This is a genomic window from Mycolicibacterium lutetiense (assembly GCF_017876775.1).
In the GTDB taxonomy this organism is placed as follows: Bacteria; Actinomycetota; Actinomycetes; order Mycobacteriales; family Mycobacteriaceae; genus Mycobacterium; species Mycobacterium lutetiense.
This window is the reverse complement of record NZ_JAGIOP010000002.1, coordinates 3,290,652-3,305,704: the sequence shown is the minus strand read 5'-3', so window position 1 is coordinate 3,305,704 and position 15,053 is coordinate 3,290,652. Positions and strand designations below refer to the sequence as shown.

Here is a 15,053-nt window from a genome sequence, read left to right as displayed (position 1 = left end):
CACATCCCGAGCCGATGATTCGCTCGCAAACGGAACCGATGCGCGATCCGCCCTCGGCTCCTCGCTGGGCGCTCATGAACCCTCCCGCAACGCCGCCGCAATGGTGGCGCGTCCGATCGGGGCGGCGAGTGCGCCGCCGGTGGCCGACAACCGGTCCCCGCCGTCCTCGATCAACACCGAGACCGCGATCTTGGGGTCGCGGGCCGGTGCGAATGCGATATACCAGGCATGCGGCGGAGTGTTACGGGGATCCGTCCCGTGCTCTGCCGTACCGGTCTTCGAAGCGATCTGCACGCCGGCGATGGCTCCCTTCTGCTGAGTCACCTGCTCGGCGGCGACCATCAAGTCCGTAAGTGTAGCGGCGACCTGGGGTGACACCGCCCGGCGTTCTTGGGCGGGCGCGGTGGTGGCGATGGTGGTCAGGTCAGGTCCTTTTAGGCTATCCACAAGATACGGGCGCATCGCGATGCCGTCATTCGCAATGGTCGCGGCCACCTGCGCGTTCTGCAGGGGCGTCAACGCGACATCACGCTGCCCGATGCTGGACATACCCAATGCCGCCCCATCCGAAATCGGTCCGGTGGTCGATTCGGCCACCTGCAGCGGAATGGCCGCCGGAGGTTCGTCGAGGCCGAAGGCACGGGCGGTGGACTTGAGTTTGTCGGCGCCGGTGTCGAGGCCCAGCTGGACGAAAGCGGTGTTGCACGACTTGGCGAACGCCTCGCGCAGCGACGCGGTGGGACCGGGACCGCAGCTGGACCCGGCGAAGTTCTCGAGCGTCGCGGTGCTGTCGGGCAGCGGAATCCGCGGTGCCGCCGTGAGCTGGGTATCCGGGGTGGCACCGGCCTGAAGGGCAGCCGCCGTGGTGATCACCTTGAACGTCGAGCCCGGCGGGTACGTCTCCGAGATGGCGCGGTTGAGCAGTGGGGACTGCTCGTTGTCGCGCAACTGCTCCCAGGCCTGGCTCTGGGCGTCCAGATCGTGGGTGGCCAGCTGGTTGGGGTCATACGACGGAGCCGACGCCATGGCGAGGATCTTGCCTGTCGAGGGGTCCATGGCCACCACAGAGCCCTTGCAGGGGCCGTCGCAGCCGTGCTGCAGCGCATTCCAGGCCGCCTGCTGGACCTGCGGGTTGATCGTGGTGTCGACATTGCCGCCGCGCGGGTCTCGACCGGTGAAGAAATCGGCTAGCCGACGGCCGAACAGCCGCTCGTCGGAACCGTTGAGGACGGCGTCCTCGGCCCGCTCCAGGCCGGTGCTCGAATAGCCGAGCGAGTAGAAGCCGGTGATCGGGGCGTAGACCTCGGGATCCGGGTAGACCCGCAGGAAGCGGAACCGGCCGTCGGTGGGCTCCGAATAGGCCAGCAGCTGGCCGCCCGCGGTGATCTGGCCCCGCTGACGCGAATACTCGTCGAGCAGCACGCGTTGATTGCGCGGGTCCGCGCGTAACCCGTCGGCCGTGAATACCTGGGTGATCGTGGCGTTGGCCAACAGCAGCACGATCAGCACCATGATCGTGACTGCCACCCGGCGCAGGGAGGTGTTCATACCTTCTCGATCACCTCGGTGCTGGCCGCGGCGATCGGGGTGGGGTTCGGTGTCGGGGTGGTGGTGATGGGTCGGCGCGCGGCGTGCGAGATGCGTACGAGGATGGCCAGCAGGATGTAGTTGGCCAGCAGTGAGGATCCGCCGTAGGACATCCACGGGGTGGTCAGTCCGGTCAAAGGGATCAGTTTGGTGACGCCGCCGACGACGATGAACAGCTGGATGGCCAGGGTTGCGGCCAGCCCGGCGGCCAGCAGCTTGCCGAAGCTGTCGCGCACCGCGATCGCGGTGCGCATCCCGCGGATGACGAAGATCGTGTAGAGCATGAGAACGCCTGCGAGCCCGACCAATCCGAGCTCTTCGCCGATCGCGGCGATGATGAAGTCGGTGGCGGCGGCGGGCACCGTGCCGGGTTGCCCGTTGCCCAGACCGGTGCCGAAGATGCCACCGGTGGCGAAGCTGAACAGGGACTGCACCATCTGGTAGCCGGCCCCGTCAGGATCGGCGAACGGGTCGAGCCAGGTTTCCACCCGCACCCGGACGTGGCCGAAAACCTGGTATGCCACAACGCTTCCCGCGGCGAAAAGGGTTAGACCGATCACCACCCAGCTCAGCCGCTCGGTAGCCACGTAGACCAGCACGAGAAACGATGCGTACAGCAGAAGTGAAGTGCCCAAATCCTTTTCGAAAACCATCACGCCCACCGACGCGGCCCAGGCCAGCAGCAGGGGAGCCAGGTCACGGGGCCGCGGCAGGTCGAGTCCGAAGACATGTTTCCCCGCACTGGTGAACAGGTCACGCTTGTCCACCAGCACCGCGGCGAAGAAGATCAGCAGCAGGATCTTGGAGAACTCGGCGGGCTGAATCGAGAAACCGGGAAACTGGATCCAGATCTTGGCACCGTACTGCTCGGAGTACCTCGCCGGTAGCAACGCCGGAATGACGAGCAGCACAAGGCCGGTCAGCGCACAGATGTATCCGTACCGGGCCAGCATGCGGTGATCGGTCAACAATGCGACCACGACGGAGAACCCGATCACGCCCACCAGCGTCCACATCATCTGCTGGCCGGCGGTGCCGCCGAGCCCAGCGGTTGCGGTTTCACCCTTGGCCAGGTCCAGCCGGTGGATCATCACCAGGCCCAGCCCGTTGAGCAGCGCCACGACCGGCAGCAGCAGGGGATCGGCGTAGGGCGCGAACCGGCGGATCGCCAGGTGGGCGATCCCCATCAGGGCCATGAAAGTGACGACGTAGCCGACCAGGTCCCAGCTCAGACCCTGCTCCTGGTTGGCCTCGACAATGAGCAGCGCAATGGTGGTGATGAAGGCTGCGAACCCCAGAAGCAGAAGTTCCGCGTTGCGCCGATTGGGTAGCGGCGGCATGACGGTAACCGGCGACTGGGGCTGGGTCGTCATGACACAGCTCTGCAGTTCGTTCCTGGTTCTTGTGGTAGCGGAGGCAACGGGGTGACCGTCGGCGACGGTGTCGGTAGAACCGGGGCCGGGACAACGGTGGTCCCCGGGGCCCCGGGCGCCGGCGATTCAGCAGCAGGTGTCTCCGGTGCCGGCGGCTCACCGCCGGCTGTCGGCGTCGGTACCGGCGCCGTAGCCGTGCCGGACGTCGGTGACGGAGACGGAGACGGAGATGGCGGTGGGGTGGTCTTCGACGTCGTCGGCGCCGTGCGCGGTACACACACCGGCAGGACGGAGCCGTGGGCCAGATCATTGATCTGCTTGATGGCCTCGTCCTGCGTACCGCCGGGCAGGCCCGCGGTCACCGAGGTGCGCTCGGACGGACGCAGGTCGTTGACCGCCATCAACCGGCAGTCGAGGCCGCTCTGGTCCTGATCGGCGCTGATCAACGACAGTTCGTTGCGGGCGTTGAGACAGCCGAGGCGGTACGGCTCCTGTAAGGAGATGCCCAGAAACGAGCCCTGGACCCCCCGCATGATCGACACCGTGCCGTCGCGTTCGGCGACGTAGTAGTTGTTGCGGATGATCTCCCGCCCGATCGCCAGCCCGGCGAGGAGCACGAGCACGAGGAGCACGGCGGCGATGAGGATCCGACGCCGCGACTTGGGCTTGCGCGGGGGCTCGGCCGGCTGGGGCACCACTCGCTTGGGCTCGTTGCGGCGCGGGTTGAACGCTGAAGCCCGTCCGGCAGCCGTGTCCGGCGGTGTGCTCTGGTCGTCGTCCCCGGACACCGCGCCGGCCAGGATCGGCTGGGTCTGCCCGTAGTCGTAGTCGACGACGTCGGCGACCACCACGGTCACGTTGTCCGGTCCACCGCCGCGCAGCGCCAACTCGATCAACCGGTCGGCGCTCTCGGCGACGTCCTCGATCTGGAGGGCCTCGTGGATGGTCTCCTGACTCACCGGATCGGACAGCCCGTCCGAGCAGAGCATGTAGCGATCGCCGGCCTTGGCCTCCCGCATGATCAGGGTCGGCTCGACCTCGTGGCCGGTCAGCGCCCGCATGATCAGCGAGCGCTGGGGATGGCTGTGCGCCTCCTCAGCAGTGATCCGGCCTTCGTCGACCAGGGTCTGGACAAAGGTGTCGTCCTTGGTGATCTGGGTGAGCTCGCCATCGCGGAGCAGATAGCCCCGGGAATCACCGATGTGGAGCAGACCGAGCCGGTCGCCCGCGAACAGGATCGCGGTGAGCGTAGTGCCCATGCCATCGAGTTCCGGATCGGCCTCCACGTGTGCCGCGATTGCGGCATTGCCCTGGGCGACAGCCGCGTTGAGCTTGCCCAGCAGCTCACCGCCGGGCTCGTCGTCGTCGAGATGCGCGAGCGCCGCGATGACCAACTGTGAGGCCACTTCACCTGCGGCGTGGCCGCCCATGCCGTCGGCCAGCGCCAGCAACCGAGCACCGGCGTATACCGAGTCCTCATTGTTGGCGCGAACCAGTCCGCGATCACTGCGCGCGGCGTATCGGAGTACGAGGGTCATGGTGTGTCTCGTGCTCCTCGCATGCGCGCGGTCACGGGCGCAACTCGATTACCGTCTTACCGATTCGGACCGGCGTCCCGATCGAAACCCTTACCGCTGTTGTCACCTTTGCCCTGTCAAGGTATGTGCCGTTGGTCGATCCTAGGTCCTCGACGTACCACTCCGAACCTCGTTGTGAGAGCCGGGCGTGGCGCGTCGAAGCGTAATCATCGGTGAGCACCAGAGTGGAATCGTCGGCGCGGCCGATCAGTACCGGCTGGGCACCCAATGTGATGCGGGTACCGGCCAGCGCGCCCTCGGTGACCACCAACTGCCGCGCGATATGGCGGCGGTCCCGATTCGGTAGAAGCGAGCCACGGAGAGCCAACCCCCGGCGCACCATCACCGCGCCCGTGGGCGCATAGATATCGGTCCGCAGGATGCGCAGCACCGACCAGATGAACAACCACAACAGCAGAAGGAATCCGACGCGCGTCAGTTGCAGCACTAACCCCTGCATCTGACGTCCTCTCCGTATCCGCCCCACTGGTATCGCTCAGCTACCGTCGGCAACGTCACGATACTTGGACAGCCTTCCCCGTGAGGGCGAAGCGGGGTGCTTGCCACTCAGGTGTGTCCGGTCTGGCCAGGTTCAGTGCACGCGCACGATGATCTCGGAATGGCCCAGCCGGATCACGTCGCCGTCGGCCAACTGCCACTCCTGCACCGGTGCATTGTTCACCGTGGTGCCGTTGGTGGAGTTGAGATCTGACAGCAATGCGACCTGACCGTCCCACCGGATCTCGAGATGCCGACGCGACACCCCGGTGTCGGGCAGACGGAACTGTGCGTCCTGACCGCGGCCGATCACGTTGGCACCTTCGCGGAGCTGGTAGGTGCGGCCACTGCCGTCGTCCAGCTGGAGGGTGACCATGGCGCCGCCTGCGGCATAGTCACCACCGCCGCCGTAGCCGCCCTGCTGGGCGCCGTAACCGGGCTGGCCGCCCTGCGGTGCGCCGTAGTCGCCACCGCCGTAACCACCCTGCTCGCCGTAGCCGGGCTCCGGGTAGCCGCCGCCCTGCTGGGGCTCGGCATAACCGCGGCCGTAATCCTGCTGCTGGCCGTAGTCCTGGCGCCCGTACGCCTGGCCGCCGGCGCCATAGCCACCCTGCTCGGGGTAGCCGCCGCCCTGGCGGGGGTCCTGACGTCCGTAGTCGTCGCCGTAACCGGGCTGACCACCCTGCGGGGCCTGGGGAGGCTGGTAGGCACCGCCCTGCTGGCCGCCGTAGCCACGGTCATAGCCGCCGCCCTGCTGGCCGCCGTAGCCGGCGGGCGGGCGCTGCTGATCGTAGGACTGCGGCGGGTAGCCGCCCTGGTCCGGATAGCCGCCTTGATCGGGGTAGCCAGCTTGGTCGGGATAGCCGCCCTGATCCGGGTAGCCGCCCTGGTCGGGGTACCCGCCCCGGTCGTATCCGCCGCGCTGCGAAGCGTGGCCGCCCTGATCTTGAGGGGGGTAACCGCCCTGCTCCGGCGGGTACTGACCGGCACGGGGGTCATCCTGAGGCTGCCCGTAGCGGTCGTCGTAGTAATCGTCGCCGGGCCGCCCTTGTCCCTGGCCGCCGCGGTAATTCGGGTTATCGGTCATAGGTGGTTCTCCTGATTCTGCAATGAACGCATGGTCGCCGTGGGCTCGCGCGGATTCGCCAGCGGTCGAATCGGGGTTGACCGCGCCGTGTGCGCGGAACTGTCCGGTGTGCAAGTTCGGTGATTGCTCGAATCTAACGACCACATCACCATACGTTTGCCACCCCTGATCACGAATGAATCCCCCCAGATGTCTGGCGAACGCCGTCGAGGTCAGGTCAGTATCGGCGCTTACCTTCTGATAGTCAGTGCCACTGAGCGTAATTACGTAGTCGTTCGGTGCCAAAACTCGTCCACCGGCCACGGTACGGGCTCGGGACTCGGCTTCCCGGCACAACGCCGTCTCTACTTCCTGAGGCACTATCGAGCCGCCGAAGACCCGGGCGAACGCATCGCCGACGGTCGACTCGAGTTTGCGTTCGATGCGGTCGACCAGACCCATGTCACCGCCCGCCTCTACTCGTTGTCGTACGTCGTCTCGGCACGGGCGGACCCGTGCTCCCGCGTGTCGCTCTGGCCACACTGCTCACAAGCATGGTATCGGCCAGGTGCCGTAATGCGGGACCAACAGAACTCTGAGAATTCGATCGTTGCAGGTCAGTGATCTGATCTAGATGAGGTTGAGGACTCTCTGGCGGTCTGAAGGCCGCCCGATCGGCCCGCTGATCGCGCGGTTTGGGAACGACGCGCTCCCAGTGTTACGCTCCCTCGGTCATTCGGGCGAGTGGCGGAATGGCAGACGCGCTGGCTTCAGGTGCCAGTGTCCTTCGGGACGTGGGGGTTCAAGTCCCCCTTCGCCCACAGATGTGGTGAGTCGGGTCATGGGTTACACATGAGTCGAGTCATCGGTTACAGAATTCCCCGGTCTTTTGGCCGGGGTTTTTTGTTGGTTGGGCCAGTAGTTGCGGTCGGGGTTGATCCGGTGGCCAGCGATGAGGTGGTATCCGGTTTTGCTGATGATGGTGACGTTGGTGGTGGTGACCACAATGAGTACCGGGGTATGGGCATGGCGGCGTCCGATGCCCAGGTGGTGTAGTCGGCTGCCGTGGCGCAGAGTGAGTTTGCCGAATTGATCGACGGTGTCGTGGCGGATGCGGAAGTGTTCGATCATTGCGTCCGGGGTGGCTTTGGGTCGGCCGGTGTAGGCCTGCGCCGGTGTGGTGGCGGCTGGCAGGGCTCGGTGGGTGCGTTCGGTGTTGTAGATGATGCGGAATTCGTCGAGCAGGTGTTGCAGGTCGGCCAGGGTCGATGGTCGGGGGCGGGCGGCCAGCCAGCGTTTGAGGGTTTGGTGGAAGCGTTCGATTTTGCCTTGTGTTTGTGGGTGGCCGGGGCGTCCGTTCTTTTGCGTGATGCCCAGGCTGGCGATAAGTCGTTCGAAATCGTTGTGGCCGTGGGTGAATCGTGAGGTGTAGACCGATCCGTTGTCGGTCAGGGTGGATGCCGGCGGGCCGTAGATGTCGATGAGGGTGGTGAAACTGGCCACGATGTCGGGTCCGCTGACGCGGGTAAATGCGGTGCAGTACAGCAGGTATCGGGAGTGGTCATCGAGCCAGTTGAGGATCTCGATGTCGGTGCCGTCTGCCAGGGTCCAGTGGGTGAAGTCGGACTGCCAGCATTCGTTGGGTTGTTCGGCGGCGAAGCGGTGATAGGAGCTGCGGGGCCGTTTGTGGGGTTGCGGGGCGATCAGTCCGTGATGGTGCAGGATGCGTCGGATGGTGGAGGTCGAGGGCACCGGTAGCTGTTGTTGGGCCAGGTGTTCTTGCAGGGTGATCGGGCCGGCGTCGAGGCCTTGTGCGGTGAGTTTTTCGCGCAGCAGCACGATCGCGGTGATGACCTCATCGCTGACTGCACGGGGGTTGCTGGCGGGGCGCCGAGAGCGGGGATCGACGGCTTCCAGACCGCCTTCCCGGAAACGTTTGAGCAGTCGGTGGATGTGTTGACGGGACATCCCGTAGGTACGGGCCGCGGCGCTGACCGACAGATGACCGGAGACGATTTCCAACACCACCACGCGGGCTTTCGACATGAATCATGACTGTCACCTATGACGCGACTCATCGAGGTGCCATCGCAGGTGTCACCCATGTCCCGACTCAGGTGTCACCTATGTCGTGAACTCACACACCCCTTCGCCCACAGAGAGCGGTTCTACGAACTGCGGCCACAAAGGTCACGAACTCAAAAGAGTTCGTGACCTTTGTGTTTGGGTGGACTTGGCAGTGTCGAGGGGCCGCAGCACATATGTAGGGATCTGGCTACGCCACGACCTATGTCAGCCGCTTGAAGCCGCATTCGCCGGCTGGAAGCGCGTCGTCAGTTGCACGCGTGGCAGGCACCGCGCAAACCAGCCGACAGCCCGGATTTCGGTACTGTCCGGGAGGTGTCGTCTGCCAGGAGGATGGGACCAGTGTGAGCTGATTTTGACAGGGTGATGGGACCACCTGGATTGCCAGTTATGGGACCACCGGCGCGTCGCGTCGGTGGTCTCTTCATCTGTTCGTTTGATCGCCGTGACGGTCCAAGTCACGGAGGCGGCGGGCATGGCTTTTCGGGAGGTCAGTGTGAACGAGATCAGGGAAGTGCTGCGGGTGTGGCTGGGGGTCGCCGGGCTACCGGCACCGGGCTACCGCACGATCGCCGCGCATTGCGGCGTGGACCGCAAAACGGTGCGCCGCTACGTCGAGGCCGCGCAAGCGGCTGGTCTGCACCGCAGCGACGGCGTTGAGGCCGTCGATGACGGGTTGATCGGGGTTGTCGCCGACGCGGTGCGCCCGGTACGCCCGGATGGCCACGGCGCAGCGTGGGAACAGCTGCTGGGGTTCGAGGACCAGATCACCGCGTGGGTGGCCGGCGATGGTGAGCAGCGTCCGTTGACGATCACCAAGATCGAGACCCTGCTGGCCCGTCAGGGGTGCGTGGTGCCGTATCGGACGTTGAACCGATTCGCTGGTGAGCGTTGCGGTTTCGGCCGCAAGGACACCACGGTGCGGGTCGCCGACGGGGATCCCGGGGTGGAATGCCAGATCGATTTCGGCTACCTCGGGATGCTCACCGACGCCGATGATGGGCGGCGCCGCAAGGTGCACGCGCTGATCTTCACCGCCGTCTACTCCCGGCACATGTTCGTGTGGCTGACCTACTCGCAGACCCTGGTGGCGGTGGTCGCTGGCTGCCAGGCGGCGTGGGAGTTTTTCGGCGGCGTGTTCGCGGTGCTGATCCCGGACAACCTCAAGCCGGTGATCGCTGCCGCTGATGCGGTCAATCCCCGGTTCACCCAGGGGTGGCTCGACTACGCGGGCCATGTCGGATTCCTCACCGATCCGGCTCGGGTGCGCTCCCCCAAGGACAAGCCGCGAGTGGAACGCGCAGTGCAGTACGTCCGCCGAAACTTTTGGGACGGTGAAACATTCATCAGTATTGAGCAGGCGCAGCAGGCTGTCACCGTGTGGTGTCTGCGTACTGCCGGGACCCGTATCCACGGCAGCACCTGTGCACGGCCGGTGGAGGTGTTCACCACCGAGGAGCAACCGCTGCTGCTGGCGGTGCCGGGCGCCTACGACGTGCCGGTGTTCAAAGCGGTCAAGGTGCACCGCGACTTCCACGCCGAAGTCGCCAAAGCCCTCTACTCGCTTCCCGAGCAGTGGATCGGCACCACCGTCGACGTGCGTGCTGACGGTGAGCTGGTGAAGTTCTATCACCGCGGTGTGCTGGTCAAAGTCCACCCCCGTCAGCCTCCGGGTGGCCGCAGTACCGACCGTGCCGATTTACCCGAGCACAAAGCCGTTTACGCGCTGCGGGACTTGACGACGCTGATCGCCACCTGCGCCGCGCACGGCCCCAATATCGGGATCTACGCCGAACGCATCCTCGACGATCCGCTGCCGTGGACGCGGATGCGCACCGTCTACCGACTCCAGGGTCTGGTGCGTCGTTACGGCGCGCAACGCGTCGAGCAGGCCTGTTCGGTGGCACTGGATCTCGATGTCGTCTCGGTCAACAAGATCGCCTCGATGCTCGAGCGTGCCACGGAGAACACGATCCCGGTACTGCCGCTGGCCGTCGGCCACACCGCTACCCGGTTCTCGCGTGATCCCTCTGAATTCAGCACCACCTCAACATCATTGACCGTGATCGCCAATGCCGACTCCGAGGGGATCTGCTGATATGACTACCACCAACCGCGTGGCCGCAGACCCGGTGGGCGCTGACCTGCTCCGACTGCTCAAAGCACTCAAACTCGGTGCCCTGGCCGACACCCTGCCCGAACGGGCCGCACTTGCCCGCCAGCACAAACTCAGCCACATCGGATTCCTGGAAACACTGCTCGCCGACGAGGTATCCCGACGCGAATCCCGTTCAGCCGCCCTGCGGGCGGCCAAAGCCGGACTCGACCCGAGCATGCGCTTCGACTCTTGGACCGCACAACAGGACCTGCGCTACGACCGCACCCTGCTCGGCGACCTGACCTCGCTACGATTTCTCGACGCCGGACAGTCCGCAATCATCCTCGGGCCCGTCGGCGTAGGCAAAACACATCTGGCAACAGCCCTGGGACACATAGCCATTCGGCGCCGCCACAGCGTCCTGTTCGCCCGATCCGACAAACTGTTCACCCGGCTACGCGCCGCCCGACTCGACCACACCGTCGACGCCGAGATCCGCCGGCTGGCGGCCGTCGACGTCCTGATCATCGACGACTTCGCGCTGCGCTCCCTCGACGCCACCGAAACCAGCGACTTCTACGAAATCGTCGTCGAACGCCACCAGAACAAGACCACCATCGTGACATCAAACCGGGAACCCGCCGAATGGTTGACCATGACCGCCGACACCCTGCTCGCCCAATCAGCCATCGACCGACTCACCGCTGCGGCCCACACCCTGGTCATCGAAGGACCGTCCTACCGCCAACGCACTCGACCCGGCCAGCTTGACCCAGAAGAACCCGACGAGCATCCTCGATAACGCGCCACGGTGGTCCCATCCCCCTGGCAATCAGGTGGTCCCATCACCCTGGCAAGCGACAGGAGGCCTTCGTCACGGCTCGCCGTGATGCCGAGTGGCACGCGACGATGATCAACTGTGTTCGTACACCCGTTGGGATTGCGCAAACTTCCAGGATCGACGTGCCTTTGGTGCCACTGAAGCACTGTTCATGCCCGGGATGGGACTTTATGCGAGTCCAGTGGCGTGGCGGCGGTGACCATCCGCCGAGTGCGGAATCGAAACCAGCTGCCGAGGCGTAGCGCTTGACGGGATCCCGCGCGATGGATTTGTTGATGATGTCGCGCAGGCCTTGTGGTACGTGTGGAGCCACGTTCCAGAGGTCAGGTTGGGACGCTTTCCAAATGTCGCCGTATGACGAAGCTGCCGGAACGGGCTGAGCGCCAGCGAGCATCCAGAACAGAGTTGCACCGAGGCTGTAGACATCTGCGGCGATGCCATAGACACGCGCCGTCCTAGGGTTGTGCCCCGGTGCGCCGATGCGTGCGACTTCGGGAGCCATCGTTGGGATGCTCCCCGCGGCGTCGGCCAGGCCGTTTTCATCCTGGAGTTGCGCGAGCCCGAGGTCTCCGACTAGAAGGTCCTGACGACTGTCGATGAAGAGGTTCTCGGGTTTGATGTCGCGGTGCAGCAACTTCTGATCGTGGATACGGGCGACGCCCTGATATGCCTGCCGAGCCCAGCGGACAGCTGTGGCGATCGGGATCCCGACGCCGGGCTGGATCTTGTCGGCAATGGTGCCGTTTGTCGCTAGGTTTGCCACGACGTACGGAGCGCCTTCGGCGAGGTCTGCGTTTGGATCAGGCCGGTCAGATCCTCAACACCGTCGCGACTGCGGGTCCAGATCGCGTGCTCGATCGCGTCGAGCACCAGCTGGGTTGTCATGGTTGTGGCGGTGCGCCAGCCGACGATCCGCCGAGCATAGGCGTCGATCACAAACGCCACATACACCCATCCCGACCATGTTGAAACATATGTAAAGTCCGCTACCCACAACATGTTTGGCGCATTCGGCCTGAACCGACGACCGACCAGATCATCGGGCCGGGCCGCTTGCGGATCGGCGATCGTGGTGCGCTTGACCTTCCCGCGCCGCGCCCCGTGCAGACCGAGTTCGGCCATCAGCCGCTCCACTGTGCAGCGGGCCACCTCGATACCCTCATGCCGGCACTGCAGCCAGACTTTGCGCGCCCCGTAGACCGCATAGTTCTCGCGATGCACCCGGGCGATCTCGACCTTGAGGTCCTCATCACGGGCTTGACGTTTGGTGGATTCTGCCGGCGGGCGCAGGCGTCATAGTAGGTGGACGGCGCGATGTTGCAGCCATGCGCAGACAGCACGCGGCAGATCGGCTCAACGCCGTGAACCTGTTTGTGGGTGTCGATGTGGTCGAGGATCACCGATTGCGGCGGTCGAGCTCCGCCGCGAAGAAAGTCGATGCAGATTTCAGGATGTCGTTGGCTCGCTTGAGTTCTCGGTTCTCAGCACGAGGTTTGCGGAGCTCTTCGGCCATGTCGCTCGTTACCCCGGGGGCGGCCGCCGGAATCGATCTGATCGCGACGCACCCAGCTCAGCAAGGTCTGAGCCGTGCCGATACCCAGCTTGGCTGCCACAGACTCAATCGCCGCCCACTCCGATGAGTACTCGCTGCGGACCTCAGCGACCATCCGCACCGCACGCTCACGCAGTTCAGTCGGATACTGCCTCGAACCTGACATGACTGCATCCTTCACAAGAGATGAAGTCTCCGGACTCACCGGGGTGATTCACCCGCCCGGCCCGCAAGCGGCCCGGTTGGGTCCGAGTCCCGTGGTTCCCCAGCCAACTTGGCCGGTCACTGGCGATGGCGAAGGAGCGCATCCAGCGTCCTGACCGAGCAGATCGCTTTTTGCGCTAGACAACACGACTTCGCTTGAGTCCTCCCAAGAAAGTTCCGCGCAACCTGAGCACCTCGGGGTGGTTGTCGGGCAAGCCATGATCGAGCCCGTCATGCAATCGTTCGATTTGAACGTCTTCCCAGCGTCGAAGCGCATCTACCTCGGTCTTGATCGCTTCCAGTTCCCGGCACTTCGCCTGTACCTTGCCGCATGAACAGTGATCGGGTGAATCGCCCCGGGTTTGATGCACACGTGGTTATGGGTGTGCAGCCTCTGGTTGGGCTGTGTTTGTAGCGTAGTAGATGGCCTCGTATTCGGTCGGTGGGATGCGGCCCAGGCGGTGCATGAGCCGATCGGTGTTGTACCAGTGCACCCAGTCGGCGGTGAGCATCTCGACGTCGGCCAGCCGTTGCAGCGGGCCCCGTCGGAATGGCGAGTCGTCGCGGATGGCTTCGGTTTTGTACAGCCCTATGGTCGTTTCGGCCAGGGCGTTGTCGAAGGCGTCCCCGACCGTTCCGATTGACGGGATCAGCCCCGACAGGGACAGGGTTTCTCCGAACCGCACCGAGGTGTACTGGGCGGGTTCAATCGGTCGTTGCAACACCGGGTTGTTGGAGTGAGTGTAGCTGTTGGGCAAAGACTTCGGCGGGAGTCTTCCAGCCGAGGACCTTTCGGGGTCGGTTGTTGAGCGTCAGTGCGACCGCTTCGAGGTCTTGAGCCGACCATCGAGATAAGTCGGTGCCTTTCGGAAAGTACTGACGCAGAACGCCATTGGTGTTCTCGTTGGTAGGCCGCTGCCATGGCGAGTGCGGGTCGGCGAAAAACACCTTCGTTCCGGTGTCGAAGGTGAACTGGGCGTGCGCGGCCAACTCTTTGCCGCGGTCCCATGTCAACGTCTGACGCAGCTGCTTGGGTAGCTGTGCCAGTGAGGCGATCAGGGCAGCGTTCATCGCCTCGGCGCCGTAGCCGCTGAGCGCCGGCCCGTTCTTCACCGGCGGCGCCAGACCCCACCCCTCGAGGCGGGGAAGGTGAACCAGCATCACCGAGCGGCTCTTGCGTTCCACCACGGTGGCAATCGCCGACCGGCCCGCACCGATGATCAAATCACCCTCCCAATGCCCAGGAACTGCGCGATCGGCGGCTTCGGCAGGGCGTTTGCTGATCACGACGTCCGCGGTGACATGTCCCTGCGGTTTGTTCTGTGTCCTGGCCCGCGGGACCCGCAGCGCACGACCGGTCCGCAGGCACGCGACCAATTCCCGTTTGAGCGCCCCACGCCCCTCGATGAACAAGGACTGATAGATCGCCTCATGGCTGATGCGCATGGACTCATCATCGGGGAAATCCAGCGGTAAGCGGTGGGCAATCTGTTCCGGGCTCCATGCTGTCGACCACCGTCGGTCTTGTCGGTGCGGCTTGTTGCGGCCGTTCCAGGCCTTGGTCTGCGGACCTGCGACGGCGGTGCCGTCGGGTCCGCGGACACTGCCATCGAGCCGCTGCTGCACGTACTCACGCAGCTGCGGGTTGACTGCCAGTTTCGCGGGTTTCGGGCGCTTTGCTGCTTGCTGGGCCTTCCACTGCGCCACCCCTGCGCGGTACACCTGCGTGCCGCTGCGGGTGGCTGCGTTGCGCCGCAGTTCCCGCGAAACTGTCGAGGGGTCACGCTTGATCTCGCGGGCGATCTCACGCACCCCGGCGCCCTGGGCGCGTAGCAGTGCGATCTCCTCCCGCTCGGCGAACGACAGATACCGGCCCGTGGGCTCATCCAGACTGATCGGCGTCATGCCGCCAGCGTGGTGGAACCACCTGGTCGCCACCGGTGTCGACACGCCGACCTCTGCGGCTGCGTCGTCGGTGGAGACACCCTGGGCGATCAGCCGCCAAAACTGACGCTGCACCGACCGCGACGGGTCCGGGCGCCCTGGTGAGCGCATCGCAGGCCGCAACGCACGGTCAGCCGCCCACTGCCGTCGCCTACCAACCGATTCCGCGTCCTTACGCTTGGCCACACCACACCTCCGTGATCAAGGTGTTGCGACGACCAGTTGAAT

General features: G+C 65.0%; 10 protein-coding genes, 1 tRNA gene and 2 pseudogenes. 3 read left to right on the top strand and 10 right to left on the bottom strand.

The genetic code is table 11. The features are described 5' to 3' along the window. Window positions 1–72: 72 nt before the first annotated feature. From pbpA to JOF57_RS25145, 5 genes are all read right to left on the bottom strand, one after another. Entirely contained in the window at window positions 73–1,548 is a 1,476-nt protein-coding gene (gene pbpA, locus JOF57_RS25165) for a D,D-transpeptidase PbpA (RefSeq protein WP_209921609.1), read from the bottom strand. Continuing rightward, window positions 1,545–2,960, bottom strand: a complete 1,416-nt coding sequence (locus JOF57_RS25160; RefSeq protein WP_209921605.1) for a peptidoglycan glycosyltransferase RodA — start codon at window positions 2,958–2,960, stop codon at window positions 1,545–1,547. Before JOF57_RS25160 ends, pbpA begins: the two co-directional genes overlap by 4 nt. Next, a complete protein-coding gene (locus tag JOF57_RS25155) occupies window positions 2,957–4,498 on the bottom strand; it encodes a PP2C family protein-serine/threonine phosphatase (protein ID WP_209921601.1) in 1,542 nt (513 codons plus the stop codon). Before JOF57_RS25155 ends, JOF57_RS25160 begins: the two co-directional genes overlap by 4 nt. Window positions 4,499–4,529: 31 nt before the next feature. Next, entirely contained in the window at window positions 4,530–4,997 is a 468-nt protein-coding gene (locus JOF57_RS25150) for an FHA domain-containing protein FhaB/FipA (RefSeq protein WP_209921599.1), read from the bottom strand. A gap of 132 nt (window positions 4,998–5,129) precedes the next feature. Beyond that, window positions 5,130–6,563, bottom strand: coding sequence for an FHA domain-containing protein (locus JOF57_RS25145; protein WP_209921596.1), 1,434 nt, complete (start codon window positions 6,561–6,563; stop codon window positions 5,130–5,132). A gap of 276 nt (window positions 6,564–6,839) precedes the next feature. Here JOF57_RS25145 and JOF57_RS25140 point away from each other — a divergent pair. Further along, window positions 6,840–6,922: transfer RNA gene (locus tag JOF57_RS25140), tRNA-Leu, on the top strand. A gap of 25 nt (window positions 6,923–6,947) precedes the next feature. Here JOF57_RS25140 and JOF57_RS25135 read toward each other — a convergent pair. Continuing rightward, window positions 6,948–8,147, bottom strand: coding sequence for an IS481 family transposase (locus JOF57_RS25135; protein ID WP_209912946.1), 1,200 nt, complete (start codon window positions 8,145–8,147; stop codon window positions 6,948–6,950). 514 nt (window positions 8,148–8,661) lie between these two features. Here JOF57_RS25135 and istA point away from each other — a divergent pair. After that, the gene (istA, locus tag JOF57_RS25130) at window positions 8,662–10,284 is read left to right on the top strand and encodes an IS21 family transposase (protein WP_209915585.1); all 1,623 of its coding nucleotides are present in this window, start codon (window positions 8,662–8,664) and stop codon (window positions 10,282–10,284) included. Window position 10,285: 1 nt separating this feature from the next. After that, window positions 10,286–11,086 carry an IS21-like element helper ATPase IstB gene (gene istB / locus JOF57_RS25125; protein ID WP_209915583.1) on the top strand — a complete coding sequence of 267 codons (801 nt, stop codon included), beginning with the start codon at window positions 10,286–10,288 and terminating at the stop codon, window positions 11,084–11,086. A gap of 43 nt (window positions 11,087–11,129) precedes the next feature. Here istB and JOF57_RS25120 read toward each other — a convergent pair whose 3' ends face one another. The 4 genes and pseudogenes from JOF57_RS25120 to JOF57_RS25100 form a co-directional block, all read right to left on the bottom strand. Next, complete coding sequence (locus JOF57_RS25120) at window positions 11,130–11,888, bottom strand: protein kinase domain-containing protein (protein ID WP_209921593.1); 759 nt, start codon at window positions 11,886–11,888, stop codon at window positions 11,130–11,132. A 35-nt stretch (window positions 11,889–11,923) separates the two neighbouring features. Then, window positions 11,924–12,843 (bottom strand): annotated as a pseudogene (locus JOF57_RS31085) (IS3 family transposase); the annotation flags it as partial. Between the two features lie 415 nt (window positions 12,844–13,258). Continuing rightward, window positions 13,259–13,582: pseudogene (locus JOF57_RS25105) on the bottom strand (integrase core domain-containing protein); the annotation flags it as partial. A 4-nt stretch (window positions 13,583–13,586) separates the two neighbouring features. Further along, window positions 13,587–14,936 carry an IS30 family transposase gene (locus JOF57_RS25100; protein ID WP_234713714.1) on the bottom strand — a complete coding sequence of 450 codons (1,350 nt, stop codon included), beginning with the start codon at window positions 14,934–14,936 and terminating at the stop codon, window positions 13,587–13,589. Window positions 14,937–15,053 lie beyond the last annotated feature (117 nt).